Raw genomic sequence first — 18240 nt, 5'->3', positions numbered from 1 at the left:
ACTATCATTGATTTAAACGAAAAAGCGAATGGAGCATTTCTGCTCTGTTCGCTTTTTTGTAATAGCTTTGACCACCGTATGCGTTCAGACAAGTTCATTAGACCGCACAAAGCGTTCAGCGATAGTTTTGACGGTTGTCTCTGACACACCAATCTCTGTTAAATAATGTGTTACAGAATAATAGTGAGTCATCAGATAATCAAGAACACAGGCAATGTAATCTGGAGAGGAATACAGCATCTCTATTGGAAAACCTGCTATTTGAGGCTGGCTGAAAACTGGATTGGCTTGAAGATATGTATGGGTCGTCTGATAGTTTGCGATAATATCTTCCCGACCAACTTCTGCCAGTCCCAGTAACAGAGCTGCGATAATTCCTGTTCGGTCCTTTCCGGCTGCACAGTGGAAGAGTGTACAGCCTTCGCTTTCAGCAATACAGTCTAACACAACTTTAATCCTATCTGATCCATGCTGAAGGCAAGAAAGGTAAAATTCTCCCATGGAATATGATTCACCTGGAGGTAATTTAGTTGCATCTGGAATATTGCCAGTGATCAATGGGAGGTTTTTGTAATCAATCGATTGCAGTGATGGGCAGGGACGCTTTTTGACCTCATCCTCACTTCTCAAATCAATGATCGTCTGAACACCATAATTTTCCAAATAAGCAATATCTTTTGATGTCATGGAAAAAAGATCATCGCTACGCAAAAAAGTCTGCCAGTTAGTGATGCCGGATATTGTCGGATATCCGCCGAGCTCTCTTGTGTTAAAGGTTCCTTCCAAAGGAAGTCTTGTCATATATGCCATAATAATTACTCCTATCTAAGTGATTTTTTTATTCGTCCAATCAGCAGTTCAACAGTAATCATTGTAACGAAGATAAATAGAATAATAGTAGAAATCATTGGATAGTCATATTTGCCGATTGCTTTGACCAGCAGCATACCGATCCCTCCAGCACCAACCATCCCCAAGGATATCGATTCCGCAATGTTTGATTCAAGTCGAATCGATGTCCATGAAAGAAAAGGTGTTACCAGTCCGGGGAGTAAGCCTTCTGTAATTGTTTGAAACCAGTTGGCACCAGTAGACCTCATCATTTCGAGGATAGCCGGATCTTGTTCTTCAATAGAACTCATGAAGGATTTTGTCAAATAACCAGTTGTTGGGAAAACCAGTCCAACGACTCCGGCTGTATTACCAAATCCTAAGCTGGCGACAACGATCAAAATCCATACAAGGGCAGGAACTGCTCGAATGATCCCTATAAAGCTTTTGATAAGGACTGAAAAAAACTTGTGTGGTGCAGTATTAGAAGCGCCCAAAAAACTGAAAATAAGGGATAGAATAAAACCGATTGCAAGCCCTGCAATTGCCATACAAATAGATGTGAACAGCTCTTGTAGAATTGATGTAGTATCTGAAAAATTCAAAGAGAAAAATCGTTGTATGACTGTCCCGGCTTCCCAAAATCGCTGAAAAAATTTCCCAGTTTCAAGATTCAGCTGATTGACACAAAAAATAAAGAAAACAAGTAGAGCAACAGCTGTCAAAGAGAGTGTCCAACGTTCACGAGTGCTGGATAAATGTATTTTTGTTTTCATAAAAGGCTCCTCACATTAAATACTTACGCAGTTGATTGACAAGAAACTCTGTAATCAGCACCATCAGTACTAGAAGAATGATGAGAGAAAAAGCTTCATGATACTTGAATAGCCGTATATTTGTCTGAATCATGATCCCAATCCCGCCGGCGCCAACCATACCGAGAATGGAAGACGCGCGAATATTGATTTCAAAAGAAAACAGTGTCCAGTTGATCCAAGAGGGGATGAATTCAGGAATCAGCCCATGAAAAAGGATCTGCAGATAAGAAGCACCGCTTGCTCGAAGCGCCTCCAGTTTCGTGCTGCCTATCTCATCGATCGAGTCGGCATAAGAGCGAGCAAGAAAGCCTAAGGTTGCGATAACCAAAGCGAATAAACCTACCATGTTGCCAATCCCAAAAATATAGACCAATAGTGAAGCCCAAACGAGGATCGGGATGTTTCTTAAAAAGGAGATAAACGCACGTACCACAAGTCGCAGCCAATGGAACGGATTGGTTTGCTCAGACATCAGCAAGCCAAAAAAGAAGGCGAGGAATGCCGAGCAGTAGGTCCCAATAACAGCGAATAGGATAGTATCCACTAATAAGGGGAGATAGGTACCGATATTTGTAAAGCTTGCAGGAATAAAGTTTGCTGCAAAGAATGTAACAAAGTCCGGAAAACTTAGGATAATATCCAGAATATTGACATTTAAATAGGCAAAGGAAAAACCAATGACGCCAAGAACTGCCAAAGTTTTTGCGAAAAGAAGGGGGCTTCTTGACGTTGCGTGGTAAGCAGAGCGATCAGATCTCTCCATAAATCAACGCTCCTTTATCGAGTTCCTGATTTTCAGCAGTAAGCTTCATTTGTTCTTCTTTGCCCACGTAGATATCAGCAATCGTTTCTTCGGTCAGGTGTGCCGGAGCACCATCAAAGACGACCTGTCCATCCTTGATACCGATGATTCTGGTTGCATACTTCTTTGCGAAGTCGACTTGGTGGAGGTTTACGATACAGGTGATTCCTCGTTCATCCGTGACATTTCTCAAGTGCTGCATGATGATTGTCGCAGAATTGGGATCTAATGAAGCAATAGGTTCATCAGCCAGTATCAACTTCGGACGCTGCATGATGGCTCTACAAATACCCACCCGCTGCATTTGACCGCCGGAAAGATCTCCTGCGCGTTTATAAATGTGTGCGCCTAATCCAACTTTTTCCAACAATTCGAAGGCTTCTTTTTTGTCAATTTCCGGATAAAGACCGAATAAGCTTTTTATAAAAGAAACACTTCCGAGACGACCGTGCATGACATTTTTGATAACATTCGAACGATTGATCAGATTATAATGCTGAAAAATCATACCAATATTTGCCCGCTGTTCTCTTAAATCCCGCCCTTTGATTTTTTCCATAGGGATACCATCAAAAGCAATCGTCCCTTCAGAAGGCTCGATCATGCGATTGATTGCACGGATAAACGTTGATTTTCCTGCACCGGAAGGACCAATAACAACAATAAATTCGCCTTTTTCAATACACAAATCAATGCCCTTCAGAGCATAATTTTTTTGATCATAGGTCTTTTTTAGATTCGAAATTTCCAGCAGTTTTGTATTCACAGCTATTCCTCCTCGATTTTCAACGTGTTCACCATTTCTTCAACAATCGCGTAATCCTCATCTTTTGCTTCAATAAATCGAACATCCTCACTCCCATAGAGGGCTTTGAAATAATCGGTATTACTGTAATCTAAATAGAAGTTTTTTAATTTATCTTTGAATTCCTGTGGCAAATCTGCTCGAACAACAAAGCAGGCGTTAGGAATAACTTCAGTTTCACCGATGATTCTGACGTCATCATCTTTGATTATCCCGGCTTCAACGAGAGAAGGAATGGTTTGTCCGGCAACAGCGGCAGCTTCATAATCTCCCTTTACAACACCCATGATACTGGAATCATGCTTACCTGAATACGTGACGGTTTTGAAAAAGTAATCCGGATTTTCCAGCTTGTCAGGATCAAGGTCGAGTGTGTTGACCAGCATGGATTTTGGAAACATATAGCCAGAGGAAGAAGCCGGGTCCACAAAAGCAAAGGTTTTTCCTTTTAAATCTGCCAGCGTTTTCGTAGCTTGATCATTCTTATTGACGATGAACACTGTTTTGTAAGGTTCTTCACCCATGGATGTTGTAGTAACTAAAGGCTCGGCACCGGCAACTTTTCTTGCCTGATAGTAGCTCATGGGAGAGACAAGTAGAACATCGAGCTTTCCTGATTTCATTGCTTCGATCCCCACGGAATATTCTGCACCTTCCAATTCTTCTACTTTGATACCTAACGCTTTTTCCATGTCATTTTTGAAGTCGTTATTTTTTGTACCGGCATCCGGATTGTTTTCATCCGGCATTTGTACGATTGTGATTTTTTCTACTTCCTTTGTAGCAGAAGCGGCAGAATCTGTATTTCCACACCCTGAAACAATCCCCATAGTCAGAGCGCTTAAAAGCATCAATGCAGCAATTTTTACATTTTTCATGATTGGTAAAACCCCTTCAAAATTATTTTTAGTGGTATACTACTGAACACTTGTAGTATACTGTTAGAGAACACAAGAAATCATCAATATTGAGTTATATTTGTGTAAATTGTTTGTAAAGGAAGTTAACAAATGGTTAATTCAATTGAAACGACAACTTATAAAGAGCTGCGACATGCCATTTTATATGGAAAAATAAATCCGGATGATTTACTGTCAGAAGCCTCTCTCTCCAAGCAAATGGGGATCAGTCGGACCCCAATCCGTTCTGCCTTAAAGCAGTTGGAGTTGGAAGGTCTGGTAAGCTATCAAAAGAATCGTGGGGTTACTTTGCGGGAAGCTTCGGTCAAGGAGATGGTTGATATCACCCAGATTTGTGTGCAGTGGATGATGCTGGCTGTGGAACAAGTCAACGTTGGCTTGGGTTCTTTTGATATTGAAAAGATTCAGCAAAAGCTAGATGAGGCAAAAGCATACAGAGCAGCGGAAGATTATGTTCATTACATCAATAAGATGCCTGAAGTCTATATGAATATCATGAAGGCGAGCGGTAACAATTTGTTGGTACCGACATATAAGGCTTTGCTAGGTCGTCAAATCAGCACCTCTCTTTACCATAAAATGTCTGACCCTAAAAATGCTCCTGAAAAAAAACGTAGTACGGTTTTATTTTTTCAAGAGTTTCTTGATTCGATCAATGAGGAGAAGTATGGGGAAGCAATAGACACACTGAAGAACTACCAAGAATATGCGAATAACCAAATTCTTCATTATGGGCATTTGTAAGGAATTGTGAGCGGAAGGATAAATATAGTGAAAAAAAGGAATCAGCGAACTAATTCGCTGATTCCTTTTTATTTAGATAACGTGACATCAATTCCAAATGATGCATGACTGCTGCTTTGCGCATAACACCCATACCGGGGAACTTATCCGCTGCGGCCGCATCTAATAATAATTGAAGCCCGAAGGTCAGCTGTTTACCGCATAAGCGAACTGTCCATTTATTGATTTCATCTATCATTTCAAAGAATTTCTCTTTTTGAGTAGGAGCGTCTTCACTGGAAAGAAAGTGGTGGATCCTCAATTTTTCATCATCGAAATAAACGAGGTGGAGACTCAAAATACTTGAAGGATAGCTATGCTCATAATAAATCCGACTGTCGATCGAGAAATCACTGAAGCCGACAAAGCCTCTTTTCCGATAAGTCAGGTGGGCGATAGAAAAGAGCTCATCTGTACATTCCTGATAAAAACTGGAACGAGGCAGACGGGTAAAGACATCTTGAGAAAGGATTTTCTGCCCCTTGACCTTTCTCAGTAATCGAAACTCCTCTGGTACAAGCACCTTCGTCTGGTTATGCTGCCAGTCGCTTTCAAGTGTTGGGACGGAGTCACCGACAATGAACAGCTCTGGTGATTCAGTCAGTGTCTCAATTGGCTGTTCAACAATCAGCGCCTTCGACAGCTGTAGTGATCGCAGGTGCTCCATTCCATCTGCTGTTAAAAAATCACCAGCCTGTGGGTTCTGAATCAAATAAAACGGCTGATTTTTCTGTTGAGACAGGGCGGTAAATTTTTGTAATGCCTTGGAATTTTTGACGGGTTCAATAATGGGCTGAACATCAGGAGAAAGCAGATCGTTTTCCAAAAGAGCAGTCAACGCAAATAAATCATACTGTTTACCTCTAAAGTAGGGATAATACATCTATTCTTCCTCCAGTAGTCTCTGTTCCAGCTCAAAATAAGCAGCACGTGTTGCTTCCAGTTCATCCTTCAACGCTTCAACTGCCTGTTCTTGAATATCCTCTATGAAGCGATCGTAAAAATTTACACCTCCGCCGAACAGATCATAATCCGGCTCTCGTTTTTTCAGCTCTTTGTAGATTTGGTCTGTTGAAAAAACTCTTAACCCTCGTGCTGTTTGCTTGGCTTTTCCAACCTCTCTAGCTTGTGCGCCGATCAGTCGGAAAATCAGTGCCTGTTCATTGACTAGCAGCTCTTGTTTTTTCGGTTTTTTCTCTATAGTAAAATATCCGGGCAAGGCTTGATCCTCTGGGGAAAGGTATTGATGGTAGACCATTACACCAATATGGGCTGGAATCTCATCCTTTACCTTTTCAAACAGTGCTTCAGGTAAAACAAAATAATTGTAATGACCGATGAAGGAAAGCTTGGCTTTTGAACGAAAATCGGCTTTGCTGACCTTCAGCTCATAACAGCGCCATTCAAATTGATTGTCAGGAAGCAGTCGACAGCTCAAGGTATCGACAATCCCCTGATCATCCGGCATTCCGACCTCTTCAATAACGATATCGCCATTTTCCCGACAGTAATAATACAGTGCTTCTTCCATTTGGATCGTCAGCGATGTTTTCATGACAGACTCCTTTAGTTTTAAATATTTCGTCGTATTCTTATACTATAAAACATACGTTCGTGTATGTGAAGAGGAATCTTTTAGTTTTAGAAATAAATAATAGAAAAGTTTAGAAGTGATACATTGGACAATGTGCTAAATAATGATTTTATTTTTTTGTGAGCTGGTAATATAATCAAAGTATTATAAAAACTAAAGGGCAAGTCTCTTCGCCTAGAATTATTGATGCATGAAAAACGGTATCAGCTTTGTTTCCTGCTGATACCGTTTTAATAGTCGACAAATTACCTGAACTTACTTCAAATACCTACTCACAAAATCCACTGAATCTTTGTGCAATAAACACAGCTAGTTTTTGTTAGCTATTGGCAACTTGATTAGTGAGTTCGCTCTTACTAGTGAAGGCTCTATCTACTCGATTCCTGTTGAGTGGTAGAGTGCCCTTTTATTTCCCCCTCACTTTTACGAAAATATTAGATATTATTGAACACTTAAAGTCTTCCTTTGTATATATGAAATATTTAATCAATAAATGTTGTTAGTTTGCATGAGAAGGCAATATAATCTGCAAGCCATTGAGAGATGTCATACATCCTACCAGCTGCTATTTCCGTAAAAGAATCTGTTGTGATAACATCTAAAATGTAATCAGTCGAATCACCTTCAAAATTTTTAATCTCCAGTTCCAACCCAAACACCTCACAAAATCCAATTTCACCATGAGGTGGCTGTTCATCTGTATCAAACCAAAACTCTGGTATATTTAACTTTTCTTGTAACAAAATAGATAACTGTTCTAAGTCACCTTGAAATATTATTCTTACTGTTGCTTTCATCCCATACTTATTCTCGTTCATAATTAATTACTCTCCTAATCTTTAGTTACCTGCTGATATCGTTTTAACAGTCTAAGAATTAGCTGATTGTACATTAAAGAAACATTTGAAAAGACTAGAAAGGTCCTTTAACTTTCTGTACAATAAATACAGCTCACTTTTTGTTCGCTCTATTGGTAGCTTGATTAGTGAGTTATGGTTTATACTATTCAAGGCTCTATCATTTGATTACCAGTCTTATGATAGAGTGCCTTTTTTGTCTATTCTAAAATATCCAATACATCAGTTTTATAGCTCTGTTTGTTAAATTTTAATACTTTGCTTTCTTCTCCTTCATCATCTGAAATGAATAAATAACCGATAATCTCTTCGTTCACATCTGTAATATTTTCAAATTGAAATATGATGTAATCTAAAGCATAATTCTTTATATCAGCTCCATAAAAAATATATGAGCTCCAACCAATATTATTTTCAGGAAATCTCCAACCTTTAGAATAATATTCTGCTTGTTCAAAATCTAGAGGATACTTTTCTATATTTTCTTGACTTTCAATCAACTTTTGCTTAATTTCTTCTAAATCCTGTTCATCACATTCAATCCAACCCCTAAGAGATAGATACTTTGCCATATTAATTCCTCCCTAATCCTTCAATAACTTTTAGCCCTTTTGATTCAATATACTTTCTAACATCTGGATGACAACCATATTTAAACCAATACTCACCTTGCCTACCAGTTTCACTAGCTATTCTAGCTGTTTCTTTTATTTGCTTTCTGGTACTTTTGCTTAAAAAGTTCTTAGGTTTCTCTAATGCAGTATATGATCTCTTAGCTTGTATTAGCATGTCGTCTGTTACAACATCAATTTCTCTTCCTTGAAGGATTTGACTACTTCCACCTGTTTGTCTCCTTATCAAATCCTCATAATGAAAATCTAAGGCTTCACGGTATTTTCCAGCTTCCATTAATTCTCTCACGTTATCAGATAATTCAATACCTATTTCAGCCCCACTGGCTTTCTTAGCATCTGCTGCATCATCCAGCACATTCGCCACATTAGAAGAGGTAGACACCTTTGTCTTTTTATTGACATAAGCGAGTCCAGCCATCAATGCTAAATCCAGTAATCCAGTTTTATTTGCCATCCAGTAAGCAGATTCTACATGCGCCCCCACTTGACTATAGGTCTTCCAATTTTCCAGCTGGTTCGAATTAAGGTAATTTTTCCCATCGCCTCTGCGTCTTGCCGCGAGGTCCAACTCGTAGATTTTATCCCATCCGACAACTTCATAAATTCCTTCTAAGTTTTTTCCGTATCTCTCTACATAGTCCTGCAGTTCCTTATCAAAGACTCTCACGCCGTCTTTGTCGATAAACCACATGATTTTTATTTCTTTGGTTTCTGGGTCTTCATAAGGCCAAGCGTACACGTTATGCTTTTCAAGTTCCTTGATATTCTTCTCGTGGAATTCCTTTTCCTTTTTCTTGATATTATCGGTTCTGGTTTGCCATTTCTCTGCTACACTTGATGTCCAACCAAGGTCGGTAGGAATTGAAAATCCGCTGCCGGTAAATGAACTCCCTGCTTGAGCAGCTCCCTGATTAACGATGGATTCTAACTCTGAAATAGCAGAAAAAATATCAGGAGAAGTCCCATGAAACTCTAAGAGCTTATCTAATTTCTCCTGCAACACTTTTTTTGAATCCTCTAACAGCGTTTTTGCCTGACTGTTTTGATTTAACTGGCGAATCTTGAAATTATCGGCTAAATCCTTTCCTTCAATTGTCGCACGAATTGAATCTAACTGGCTGATGCGCATATCCAATTGGCGGATTTTTTCCTCAAGCTCATCTGATTTCAAGTCGCCGCTGTCTACGTTGGATTGATAGTCCTGAACGAACTTTTGACAAGCTTCTCCAACGGCTTCTGAGAGTAAGATACCTGCTTTTGCCAACGGAGTCAACACTGCGCTGTAAAAACCCTTCGCATTTGTGTAGGCGGTAGAACTCAACCGATCTTCATTAATAAACTGCTGCAATGCCTGCAACATACGTTCATAGGCTTGCTGATCATGTTGACTTTTTGATAAGACACTGGACGCTTGACTTTGAGAAGTGCCGACAAACATACTAACGTTCATTTATGCTTACCTCCTTTTTGGTAAGCATGGTTTTACGTTCGTAGAAAAGCTCACTTTGCGTGTCCGTTATCGCTTGTTTTTGCTTGTTTAATTGTTGCTGTTCTTCGTCCAGTCCAGTAAAAATATGAAATCGCTGATGACGTAATCCATCGAGTCGATCGCTTAAGTACCAGTTGAAGTCATTTTTTTCAAATTGTTCGTCCATTTCTGTGAAGGCGATCGATGTATGGTAGAAGAAGTCGTCATACTCTTCTTCAATTTGTTTTAGGTGCCTTGTCTCATCGTCAACCTGTTCCAAATCAACCTCTAATTGACGTTCTTCTTGTTGGATTTCTTCCAATGATTTTGTCATTCTCCCACACCTTTTATAGGCGAGGGGATTGAAATAGACGAAATCAATTTTCTTGTCGCTTGATCTGCGGCTTCAAATTCACTGGCAATACTTTGCAGATTGTTAGAAGCCTGCCCGATCGCCTGCACTATTTTATTCTGGGCGCCGAACATTGATTGGATCGCGTCCTGTGCATTTTGGTTTCCTCCAACGGTTGTTTGTGTGTCTGTCAGTATTGCTCCGCCACCGGCAGCACCATCTAGAGAACTAGCAATCTTTGTAGCAACTTGTCCGGCAACTGCCGAATCACTTTTTACTTCCTTTCCATCACTCATGGTAAACCTCCTTTTTTGATGTTACATAAAAATTTTACCATAAGATAAGAGAGGTAAACAATGTGGCAGGTGGTTTTTTTCTTGTTTTTAGATAAGAATTTATTTCCTTTAAGTTACTCACTTTCAGCTGTTTTTACAAAGGAAAGCAGCATTTTTTGTGCAGGGCTTTTCTTTTGGCTTTTCAGCATGCATAGATCGACAGATTGAGTGATAGCGGGGGACAGAGGGATCACGGTAATGGTCTCCTTATATCCTTCGGTTATATTTTTATTCATCAACAAAGCAACACCTAAACCATTGGAAACAAAATCGATGATATTGGATATTTTGGAATCGGTAAAAACAACTCTGGGTGAAAAGCCGTTTTTCTTACACAGATTGACTACGGTGTTATAGGGACGTGAGCCTTCTGGGAGCAGAACGAAGCCTTCTTCTTTCAGCTCCTTGATTTTCAACTGCGTTCTGTTAGCAAGAAAATGGTTATTTGGTAAAACAGCCATCAATTGGTCTGTTGTGATTTGCTGTTTAGTAAATACTTGATCGGGGTCTTGTACCTGCCGAATGAAGGCAGCGTCACAGCTCCCATCTTTCAAAAGAATTTCCAGTTTCTCTGAAGGAGCAGTGATGACCTGAACATGCACACCAGACTGTGAGATGAATTTGGAAATCAAATCAGTTAGATGGTATTTTGCTAAGGAGGGGATTGCACCAATCGTCAAACTGTTTTGATCAGCGGGCAGCATAGAATGCAAGGCTTGAAAGCATTCAGTTTCCAAGGCAAGCATTTTCTCTGCATAGGCCTTGAAGGTTTTTCCGTATTCGTTCAGTTCGACACTTTTCGTCGTCCGTTCAAAGAGCACGACACCCAATTGCCTTTCAAGCCGTTTGATTCTTTTAGAAAGAGTGGACTGAGAAATATAGCATTCTTCGGCGGCGACACTATAATTTTTATATTTCGCCAAAATCATAAAGTCATTCAACAACTCTGTATCCATAAAAATCATTGCTCCCTTCATTTATTCCGTTTCGTCATAAATGTAGCCTAAATAGAATTGCTTGTCAATCGCAAAATCCCCATAATAAGAATTAGATAAGCGCTTACTAAAAAAAGCAATGAAAGGGTGAAGCAATTTGATTATTGATGCAAATATGTATTGGCTTCCTCAAAAGGTATTTACAGATAAAGAAATACAAAATGAATTCCTTCGGTCTGCGCCAAGAAAATTTGGGACGAAGATGTATATGGAAACTAGTGAAAACCACATAGAGGGAGCAGGGAAAATTGTTGTTGAACGACCTGTGGGTTACCCTGGTTTGAATTATGATAGTACTGATTACAGAATTGATAAGCAGCTAAATGATTTAAAAGAACAGAGAATCGATACAGGCATCTTGAAGCTGCCAGGCTGCCAAGAATGGCTGTCACTTGAATTATGCCGTTTATTCAATGATGAAATGGCAAAACATATCGCTGAGAGTCAAGGGCATTTAAAGGGCCTTGCGGTTGTTCCGCCATATGCAGATGAAGAAACGCTTTACGAGTTGGAAAGAGCTATTTCAGATTTAGGACTTTCCGGTATTCAGCTATCTGCCCACTACGGCAGTTATTACTTAGATGATGAGCAATTCAGGCCGTTTTTCCAAAAAATCAACGAGCTGAAGGTTCCAGTATACGTTCATCATACACCCGTACCAGTTGATTATCAGTCCATTTACCAATATGATAACCTGAGACGTACGCTAGGACGAAATATCGATCAGGTAACAGCTGTCGGACGAGAGATTTTCAGTGGTATGTTTGAAGAGCTGCCCAACTTGAAATTGATTCATTCGATGATGGGCGGAGGAATCCACACTTATATGAATGCTCTGTTTCCAGAAGACAGTGGGAATGGCCGCTTTGATGATCGATCGAAGCTCTTCAAGAAGTATTTTCAGGAAAATATCTTTTTTGAAATGTCCCATGCTCAGCCTTGGGGGAAAATCCAGTTGGAGACAGCGGTCAAGCTGATCGACTCTGATAAGATTATTTATGGTTCCTCTTATCCAGTTAAAAACAGCTGGTTCACAGAAGGAAGTGCCTTTGTTCAAGAGCTGGCAATCACAGAAAAAGAAAAAAATGAGCTGCTTTTTAAAACAGCAGATACGCTATACAATCTTCATCTATGTGAATCTAATTAAAGATTCACCGCACGAAAAGTGACCTTTGCCCAAAGTATACAGCAAAGGAATTAGAAACAAGGACCATTTATTTAATAAGATTCATATAACATGGAGGGAAATCACATGAAAAAGTTTACTGAACTGCTCGAAAAATATTTGCAGCCGTTATCAGAAAAAATTTCCAGTCAAAAAGACTTGAGCGCCGTTGCTGCAGGTTTGGCAAGAATCACACCGTTGACGATTTTAGGTTCCCTGTTTTTTCTATTAGCCAATTTTCCGATAGATGCATATAAGAACTTTTTACAGGAAGCCAATATTCAAAGCACGCTGATGATTCCGTACAATATTACTTTTGCTATTATCTCAATCTATACGACCTTCTTCATCGCATACAGCTATGCACAAAGTGAGAAATTAGATGGGGTTTCTGTTGGGATTCTTTCCATGGTTTCCTTCTTCATTTTGACACCATTGACAGAAACAGATGGTGCCTTGTCATACGACTTTACGAACTTAGGCAGCCGCGGCTTGTTTGTTGCTATCTTAGTCGCACTTGCTACAACTCGTCTGTATCGTTTTATTGTTCGAAAAAACTGGGTGATCAAGATGCCGGATGGTGTTCCGCCATTTGTTGAGAAAAGCTTTTCCAGCTTGATTCCTGCGATTCTGATTTCTTTGGTCATGCTGATTGTTGCTTTTATCTTCAGTTTGACTTCATTTGGAGATATTCATGATTTGATTTATACTGCTTTGCAAAAACCATTGCTTGGTTTAGGTAGCTCATTTGGTGCCTTCCTTGTGGCGTATGTATTGATTCAAATTCTATGGTGGTTTGGGATTCACGGGTTTAATGTGGTTGGTGCAATCATGCTGCCGATTTGGCTGGGTCTTGATGCACAGCGTTTGGAACAGGTTGCAGCAGGCGAGCAAATCACGAGCTTTGTTGGTAGTGCATTTATGACAGCTATTGGCGGACCAGCCTTGGCGGTGACATTGACTTTCTTACTGTTTGCTAAATCTAAACAGCTGCAGGCTGTTTCAAAAATTGCTTTACCGGCAGCGATATTCAATATTGCTGAGCCTGTCAATTATGGTATCCCTACCGTATTGAACGTTACGCTATTTCTTCCGGTAGCAGTCATCATTCCGTTGTTCAATGCTTGTGTACAGTACTTTACGATGGCAGTTGGCATCGTGCCGGCATTGACTGGGGTGCAGGTGCCGCAGCAGGTACCTCGCGGACTTTGGGGAATCCTTCAAGGGAACTGGCAAATCGGTGTACTGCAGATTTTACTGGTCATCATAAATATTGCTATTTTGTATCCATTTGCGAAGGTCTATGACAATCAGCTAGTGGAAAAAGAAAAAGCATTAGAAGCAGAAGAAGCAGCGGTTGGCATTGCTGAATAAAGAATAGGGGAAAGCTGGGGTATCGGCGATTTGCTGATAGCCCACTTCCGCTACATAAAGAAAAGAGGGATTTTTATGAAAATTGGACATGGACGTGCTTGTTTGAGTCCTTCTAAGGATGAATTTTATCTAATTGGCTATAAGACGCCATATCGGAATGCTCCGGCAGAAGGTATCCACGATGATATTTACTGTAATGGTTTGTTGATCGATGTGAAGGGAAAAAAGCTGTTCCTAGCCTCTTTTGATTTCTTGGAACTGGAGGATGAGATGGTAAACGAGGCGAAGGCACGCCTTGAAAAGAAGTTTGCCATCGATCGTGATTTGCTATTATTGAGTGCAACACACAATCATTCCTCGATCATGAGCTACCACAAGCATTGGCACTCTGGTGTATTTGATCTAGCTTACTATGAGTTTGTCATGGAGCAGTTGGTTTCTGTTTATCAGGAATGTCTTGATTCATTAGAAGAAGCAACGGGAGCGTATGGCAGTGAGATTATTACCGACTACTATGGGAACCGCAATCATCCAGGAGAGCTGGCTGATAATGAGGTGACAGTGATCGAGTTTAAGAATCCAAAAGAAGAAGTGATTGGGGCAATCGTCAATATGGCGGTGCACTCCACTGTTTTAAGTGCAAAAAACAACACCTTGACCGGAGAGCTGGCAGGAAATATTTGCCGTAAGCTGGAACAATACTGGCAGATTTACCCATTGATACTGATTGGAGCGGCGGCGGATTCAAGTAATCGTCATCAGCGACAAGGGGATGATTTTTCTGAATTGGAAAGAGTATCCACTGCTTTAGCAAGGGAAATAGCAAAAATCAAGAGGGTAGAACCGCTTGTGCTCGATCAGCTGACGTGGCAAAGTCTTAGCCACAGTAGCTACAATGATATGGAAATCACACATAAAGAAGCGCAGCGTTTTTTAGATAGTGATTCGCCATTGAAAAACCCTGGGCTAATCAAAAAATGTGAAGGGATTTTGCAGCGGGATCATTTCTATCAGCAGATCGAGTTTGGTGTATATCATTTAGGGAAATTGCAGATTTATAGCTTCCCCGGCGAGCTAGGCTCTGCTTTTGGAATTGAAATGAAGAAGGCTAGTCGCGAGCAAAAAGCATTAGGGATTGTTGCGGGATATACGAATGGTTTTCATTACTATTTTCTGCCGGAAAAGGAATACGGACTTTCCTTTGAAACAATTGGGAATCCTGTTCCACAAGGAGAGCCTGAGAAAATCGTTGGGAAGCTGATTCAAAGTGCACAGCTGCTTGGCGATAAGGGAACAGAGGGACATGCAGATGAGTAAGGATATCATTGGTGGTGTCGGGAAAAAAGTAATTCAATTGGCTGAGCAGGATTTTCCTATTAAAGATTTTGTCTGCGCACATGATGCGATTCACAGTCGTGTACTTTTTCTAAAAGCCAAAACGGAATTTTTACTGGTTTCTCTTGAACTGACCTCGTTACCAGAGAAGTTTATTGAGGAGTTGAAAGCTGATATCAGCCTGAGATTCTCCATCCCTTTAGAAAGTATTTGGATCACTGTCACCCATACTTTTTCTGCACCGCATATTAGTACAGAATATCCTGATTTTACAAGAAAAGTAAAAGAAGCGGCAGTAGGCAGTATCTCAGAAGCCGTGACAAATGCAACATCAGTCAAGCTTGCAGCAGACGTTGTCACGACGAAACTGAATGTATCCCGTAATGTCGAAACGCCTCTAGGCTGGTGGCTTGGGAAGAATGAGCAAGAATATTCGAACCATGAAATCAAGCTTCTAAAAGTCTATGCAAAAGAAAATCATCAGCTCCTTTCACTCTTGTTTAATGGGGATCTGCCGCCAGCTGTTATGGCGGATTCATATTTGGCAAAAGGGGGCAAGGCTGTTTCTTCTGACTTTGTTGGCTATACTTGTCGTAAGCTAGAGGAAGAAAGTACACAAACGGCTATCTTCTTGTTAGGTGCAGCGGGAGATCAGCGTCCATTAGAAAAGGCTTGTGAGGATATTATTGCAGAGGAAAAGATAGAACGGCTTGATCAAAATGAGGCAGGGTTTGCTCTAGTCAGCAAGCAAGGGGAAATACTTTTTCAAGAAATACAGACTTCGTTAGCAGATAGTAAACCTGAATTTCTTCAGATAAATGAAATTTTCAGCTCATCTAAGAAAGTTCTGTTGGAAGAAAAAGTAATGCCTGTACCAACGAAGCTGTTGCAGCCGACAATACAATTTGACTTTTCTGAAACGGGGAAGCAACTGGACATCATTCTTGAAGGTGTTGTATTAGGTCCTGTTTTTATACTAGGAACTCAACCGGAAATGAATAGTCGATTTGGAAAGGAGATTCTTTCTTCTTCTCCATACTCAACCTCCTTATTGGTTTCAATGGTCAATGGGGCAAAGAAATACTTGCCGGAAATGCGGGATTTTGAACGAATCACTTATACAGCAATGAACAGCATAATAGCAGCAGGTAGTAGTGAGAAGATACTAAAAGAAGCGGAAGGATTTTTCCGAGAAATTGAGGAAAAAAGATGAATTTTTAATCTGCTTTAAGAAAACTATTCTATCAGTAATCACATACAAGCAACGCAAAACTTCTTTCAATTTTCTCAGATGCAGTCGGAATACAATCCTATTCCGGCTGTTTTCTTTTGTTTTAAAATGAAAAGCGTGCTATGATGCTTAACGTGTCTTGCGAATAATTAATGAGACATTAGGGTGTACGTTGAAGGGAGCTGTATCGTTTCTACTTTATCAACCAGCTCATCGAAGCAACCGTAAATAATAGAATGAAATAATACACATTTTTTCTTGGTTGATTGGGAAAAATTGAAAAATTTGTAATCAAATATAATTATATGAAAATGGTTTTTTTAGTAAAAAATATACAAATCGCTAAAAATAAGGATTATAACGAACGTTTTTTTATTAAAATAAGAGAAAAATTAAAATTATCAACAGAAATTTGAGCGGTGAGATGAAATATTCTTGTAATATTTATTTGGTCTAACTGAAACATGAGTATGGTAGAATCAATTTGTCGTTAAAAAAGTTAAATTTTTGGTTAAATAATAAAGTGAAAAAATCGGTCGGAGGAATTAAGAGTGAAGAAACGCATATTTGCATCATTACTGTTATGTTCATTGGCACTTACAACTATAGTAATCCCAGGTACAGCTTTTGCAGAAAGCATTGATGAAAAAATCCAACAAAAAGACAGTGAAATTTCAAACATAAAAGGTCAGCAAAGCGATGTTCAAACACAAATCGCTTCTTTAGAGTCTACTATCACAGATATTCTTGATGAAGGTCAGGAGTTGAAAGAACAGCAAACAACGCTGGAAACTAAATCAACTGAACTGAAGCAAGAAATCGAAGACTTGAACTTACGCATTGAAAAGCGTTCTGAAGCAATCAAGAATCAGGCACGTGACGTACAGGTAAATGGTCAAAGTACAACGATCATGGATGCTGTATTGAATGCTGAGTCTATCACAGATGCGATTGGTCGTATCTATGCGGTTTCAACGATCGTGAATGCAAACAATGATTTAGTCAATCAGCAAAAAGCTGATAAAGAATCTGTTGTAGCGAAACAAACTGAAAATGAAGAAAAATTACAAGAAATCGAAGATACAAAGGCTGAATTAGAAGTGAAGAAGCAAGACCTTGTTTCAAAACAAGCTGATTTGACAGTCTTGAAAACTTCTTTAGAGCTGGAACAGGAAAATGCTGAAGGCTCAAAAGCAGCATTGCTGCAACAAAAAGCGGATGCTGAAGCTGAACAAGCTCGTATCGCAGCAGAACAAAAAGCGGCAACTGAAAAAGCGGCTCAAGAAAAAGCAGCACAGGCAGAACAAGCTGCCAGCAGCTCTTCTTCTGAAGCATCAGCAAGCTCAGAAACTGCGAATACAACAACATCAACTGAATCAACACAAAATACAGAACAATCAACTGCTACAGATACAGGAAGCTCAGCTGGTTCTTCTTCAAGTAACAGCGGAACTGGAAGCACAGGCGGTTCTTCAGGTGGAAGTACTGGTACACCATCTACTTCATCAGATGCAACGTTGAATGCATTGAACTCTCTACGTACATCACTTGGTTTAAGTGCAGTAAGTTGGGATGCAGGACTTGCAGCTTCAGCAGCAGCTCGTGCGGCTGCAATTGAAGGCAACGGTTGGCAGATCCCTTCTGATCATTGGTCTCGTGGAGATGAAGTGATTGCAATCATGTGGGCACCAGGTAATTCTGTTATCATGGCTTGGTATAATGAAACAGGCATGTCAACTGCTACTGGTAGTGGTCACCGTGACTGGGAGATCAACCCAACAACTACTCGTGTAGGATTTGGTTACAGCGGTAGTACAATTGTTGGACACTCAGCATAGTTTATATTCGATAATCAACAAAAGCAGATTCCTTTATCGGGGATCTGCTTTTTTATTGTTGAAAAGTATAGAACTATACTTTGTCGATGATTGATCGATTAA

Annotated in this window: 19 protein-coding genes; 6 read left to right on the top strand and 13 right to left on the bottom strand. The window is 39.9% G+C overall.

Going from position 1 to position 18240, the window contains the following annotated elements; genetic code table 11:
• Nucleotides 1-84: 84 nt before the first annotated feature.
• From I6N96_RS08305 to I6N96_RS08285, 5 genes are read right to left on the bottom strand one after another with little or no spacing between them, the layout of a single operon-like run.
• The gene (locus tag I6N96_RS08305; protein WP_209557099.1) at nucleotides 85-810 is read right to left on the bottom strand and encodes a tyrosine-protein phosphatase; all 726 of its coding nucleotides are present in this window, start codon (nucleotides 808-810) and stop codon (nucleotides 85-87) included.
• Between the two features lie 11 nt (nucleotides 811-821).
• Nucleotides 822-1607: a PhnE/PtxC family ABC transporter permease gene (locus I6N96_RS08300; protein ID WP_209557098.1), complete on the bottom strand. Its 786-nt coding sequence runs from the start codon at nucleotides 1605-1607 to the stop codon at nucleotides 822-824.
• Between the two features lie 10 nt (nucleotides 1608-1617).
• Nucleotides 1618-2412, bottom strand: coding sequence for a phosphonate ABC transporter, permease protein PhnE (gene phnE, locus I6N96_RS08295; RefSeq protein ID WP_209557097.1), 795 nt, complete (start codon nucleotides 2410-2412; stop codon nucleotides 1618-1620).
• The gene (gene phnC, locus I6N96_RS08290; protein ID WP_209557096.1) at nucleotides 2399-3217 is read right to left on the bottom strand and encodes a phosphonate ABC transporter ATP-binding protein; all 819 of its coding nucleotides are present in this window, start codon (nucleotides 3215-3217) and stop codon (nucleotides 2399-2401) included. The genes phnE and phnC overlap by 14 nt, the downstream gene beginning before the upstream one ends.
• Before the next feature lie 2 nt (nucleotides 3218-3219).
• The gene (locus I6N96_RS08285) at nucleotides 3220-4134 is read right to left on the bottom strand and encodes a phosphate/phosphite/phosphonate ABC transporter substrate-binding protein (protein ID WP_209557095.1); all 915 of its coding nucleotides are present in this window, start codon (nucleotides 4132-4134) and stop codon (nucleotides 3220-3222) included.
• Between the two features lie 132 nt (nucleotides 4135-4266).
• Here I6N96_RS08285 and I6N96_RS08280 point away from each other — a divergent pair, with 132 nt between their 5' ends.
• Nucleotides 4267-4920 (top strand): GntR family transcriptional regulator, encoded by a 654-nt coding sequence (locus I6N96_RS08280; protein ID WP_209557094.1) that lies wholly within the window; start codon nucleotides 4267-4269, stop codon nucleotides 4918-4920.
• A gap of 49 nt (nucleotides 4921-4969) precedes the next feature.
• On the opposite strand, the gene I6N96_RS08275 is transcribed toward I6N96_RS08280, so the two are convergent.
• The 8 genes from I6N96_RS08275 to I6N96_RS08240 all read right to left on the bottom strand — a co-directional run bounded on the left by I6N96_RS08275 (nucleotide 4970) and on the right by I6N96_RS08240 (nucleotide 11156).
• Nucleotides 4970-5842 carry a sce7725 family protein gene (locus I6N96_RS08275; RefSeq protein ID WP_209557093.1) on the bottom strand — a complete coding sequence of 291 codons (873 nt, stop codon included), beginning with the start codon at nucleotides 5840-5842 and terminating at the stop codon, nucleotides 4970-4972.
• Nucleotides 5843-6514, bottom strand: coding sequence for a hypothetical protein (locus tag I6N96_RS08270; protein ID WP_209557092.1), 672 nt, complete (start codon nucleotides 6512-6514; stop codon nucleotides 5843-5845).
• Between the two features lie 521 nt (nucleotides 6515-7035).
• A complete protein-coding gene (locus I6N96_RS08265) occupies nucleotides 7036-7371 on the bottom strand; it encodes a hypothetical protein (RefSeq protein WP_209557091.1) in 336 nt (111 codons plus the stop codon).
• Nucleotides 7372-7610: 239 nt separating this feature from the next.
• Nucleotides 7611-7982, bottom strand: coding sequence for a hypothetical protein (locus tag I6N96_RS08260; protein WP_209557090.1), 372 nt, complete (start codon nucleotides 7980-7982; stop codon nucleotides 7611-7613).
• 1 nt (nucleotide 7983) lies between these two features.
• Nucleotides 7984-9495, bottom strand: a complete 1512-nt coding sequence (locus I6N96_RS08255) for a restriction endonuclease fold toxin (RefSeq protein ID WP_209557089.1) — start codon at nucleotides 9493-9495, stop codon at nucleotides 7984-7986.
• Nucleotides 9485-9847, bottom strand: a complete 363-nt coding sequence (locus I6N96_RS08250; RefSeq protein ID WP_209557088.1) for a DUF3958 family protein — start codon at nucleotides 9845-9847, stop codon at nucleotides 9485-9487. The genes I6N96_RS08255 and I6N96_RS08250 overlap by 11 nt, the downstream gene beginning before the upstream one ends.
• Entirely contained in the window at nucleotides 9844-10161 is a 318-nt protein-coding gene (locus tag I6N96_RS08245) for a TIGR04197 family type VII secretion effector (RefSeq protein ID WP_209557087.1), read from the bottom strand. Before I6N96_RS08245 ends, I6N96_RS08250 begins: the two co-directional genes overlap by 4 nt.
• Before the next feature lie 113 nt (nucleotides 10162-10274).
• A complete protein-coding gene (locus tag I6N96_RS08240; protein WP_209557086.1) occupies nucleotides 10275-11156 on the bottom strand; it encodes a LysR family transcriptional regulator in 882 nt (293 codons plus the stop codon).
• 136 nt (nucleotides 11157-11292) lie between these two features.
• Between I6N96_RS08240 and I6N96_RS08235 the strand changes: the two genes are divergently transcribed.
• The 5 genes from I6N96_RS08235 to I6N96_RS08215 all read left to right on the top strand — a co-directional run bounded on the left by I6N96_RS08235 (nucleotide 11293) and on the right by I6N96_RS08215 (nucleotide 18138).
• Entirely contained in the window at nucleotides 11293-12342 is a 1050-nt protein-coding gene (locus I6N96_RS08235; RefSeq protein WP_209557085.1) for an amidohydrolase family protein, read from the top strand.
• Between the two features lie 105 nt (nucleotides 12343-12447).
• Nucleotides 12448-13734, top strand: coding sequence for a PTS sugar transporter subunit IIC (locus I6N96_RS08230; protein WP_209557084.1), 1287 nt, complete (start codon nucleotides 12448-12450; stop codon nucleotides 13732-13734).
• A gap of 75 nt (nucleotides 13735-13809) precedes the next feature.
• Nucleotides 13810-15051, top strand: a complete 1242-nt coding sequence (locus I6N96_RS08225; protein WP_209557083.1) for an alkaline ceramidase — start codon at nucleotides 13810-13812, stop codon at nucleotides 15049-15051.
• Nucleotides 15044-16282 (top strand): hypothetical protein, encoded by a 1239-nt coding sequence (locus I6N96_RS08220; protein ID WP_209557082.1) that lies wholly within the window; start codon nucleotides 15044-15046, stop codon nucleotides 16280-16282. The genes I6N96_RS08225 and I6N96_RS08220 overlap by 8 nt, the downstream gene beginning before the upstream one ends.
• A 569-nt stretch (nucleotides 16283-16851) precedes the next feature.
• Nucleotides 16852-18138: a PcsB-like coiled-coil domain-containing protein gene (locus tag I6N96_RS08215; protein WP_209557081.1), complete on the top strand. Its 1287-nt coding sequence runs from the start codon at nucleotides 16852-16854 to the stop codon at nucleotides 18136-18138.
• Nucleotides 18139-18240 lie beyond the last annotated feature (102 nt).

Source organism: Enterococcus larvae (assembly GCF_017830045.1).
In the GTDB taxonomy this organism is placed as follows: domain Bacteria; phylum Bacillota; class Bacilli; order Lactobacillales; family Enterococcaceae; genus Enterococcus_L; species Enterococcus_L larvae.
This window is presented reverse-complemented; position numbering and strand designations above follow the sequence as displayed.

Bases quoted from the DNA above. Each gene is read 5' to 3' on its own strand.
- I6N96_RS08280 (WP_209557094.1), top strand. From the start codon at position 4,267: ATGGTTAATTCAATTGAAACGACAACTTATAAAGAGCTGCGACATGCC.
- I6N96_RS08255 (WP_209557089.1), bottom strand. From the start codon at position 9,495: ATGAACGTTAGTATGTTTGTCGGCACTTCTCAAAGTCAAGCGTCCAGT.
- I6N96_RS08260 (WP_209557090.1), bottom strand. From the start codon at position 7,982: ATGGCAAAGTATCTATCTCTTAGGGGTTGGATTGAATGTGATGAACAG.
- I6N96_RS08285 (WP_209557095.1), bottom strand. From the start codon at position 4,134: ATGAAAAATGTAAAAATTGCTGCATTGATGCTTTTAAGCGCTCTGACT.
- I6N96_RS08225 (WP_209557083.1), top strand. From the start codon at position 13,810: ATGAAAATTGGACATGGACGTGCTTGTTTGAGTCCTTCTAAGGATGAA.
- I6N96_RS08265 (WP_209557091.1), bottom strand. From the start codon at position 7,371: ATGAACGAGAATAAGTATGGGATGAAAGCAACAGTAAGAATAATATTT.
- I6N96_RS08240 (WP_209557086.1), bottom strand. From the start codon at position 11,156: ATGGATACAGAGTTGTTGAATGACTTTATGATTTTGGCGAAATATAAA.
- I6N96_RS08275 (WP_209557093.1), bottom strand. From the start codon at position 5,842: ATGTATTATCCCTACTTTAGAGGTAAACAGTATGATTTATTTGCGTTG.
- I6N96_RS08245 (WP_209557087.1), bottom strand. From the start codon at position 10,161: ATGAGTGATGGAAAGGAAGTAAAAAGTGATTCGGCAGTTGCCGGACAA.
- I6N96_RS08250 (WP_209557088.1), bottom strand. From the start codon at position 9,847: ATGACAAAATCATTGGAAGAAATCCAACAAGAAGAACGTCAATTAGAG.
- I6N96_RS08270 (WP_209557092.1), bottom strand. From the start codon at position 6,514: ATGAAAACATCGCTGACGATCCAAATGGAAGAAGCACTGTATTATTAC.
- phnE (WP_209557097.1), bottom strand. From the start codon at position 2,412: ATGGAGAGATCTGATCGCTCTGCTTACCACGCAACGTCAAGAAGCCCC.
- I6N96_RS08230 (WP_209557084.1), top strand. From the start codon at position 12,448: ATGAAAAAGTTTACTGAACTGCTCGAAAAATATTTGCAGCCGTTATCA.
- I6N96_RS08220 (WP_209557082.1), top strand. From the start codon at position 15,044: ATGAGTAAGGATATCATTGGTGGTGTCGGGAAAAAAGTAATTCAATTG.
- I6N96_RS08300 (WP_209557098.1), bottom strand. From the start codon at position 1,607: ATGAAAACAAAAATACATTTATCCAGCACTCGTGAACGTTGGACACTC.
- I6N96_RS08305 (WP_209557099.1), bottom strand. From the start codon at position 810: ATGGCATATATGACAAGACTTCCTTTGGAAGGAACCTTTAACACAAGA.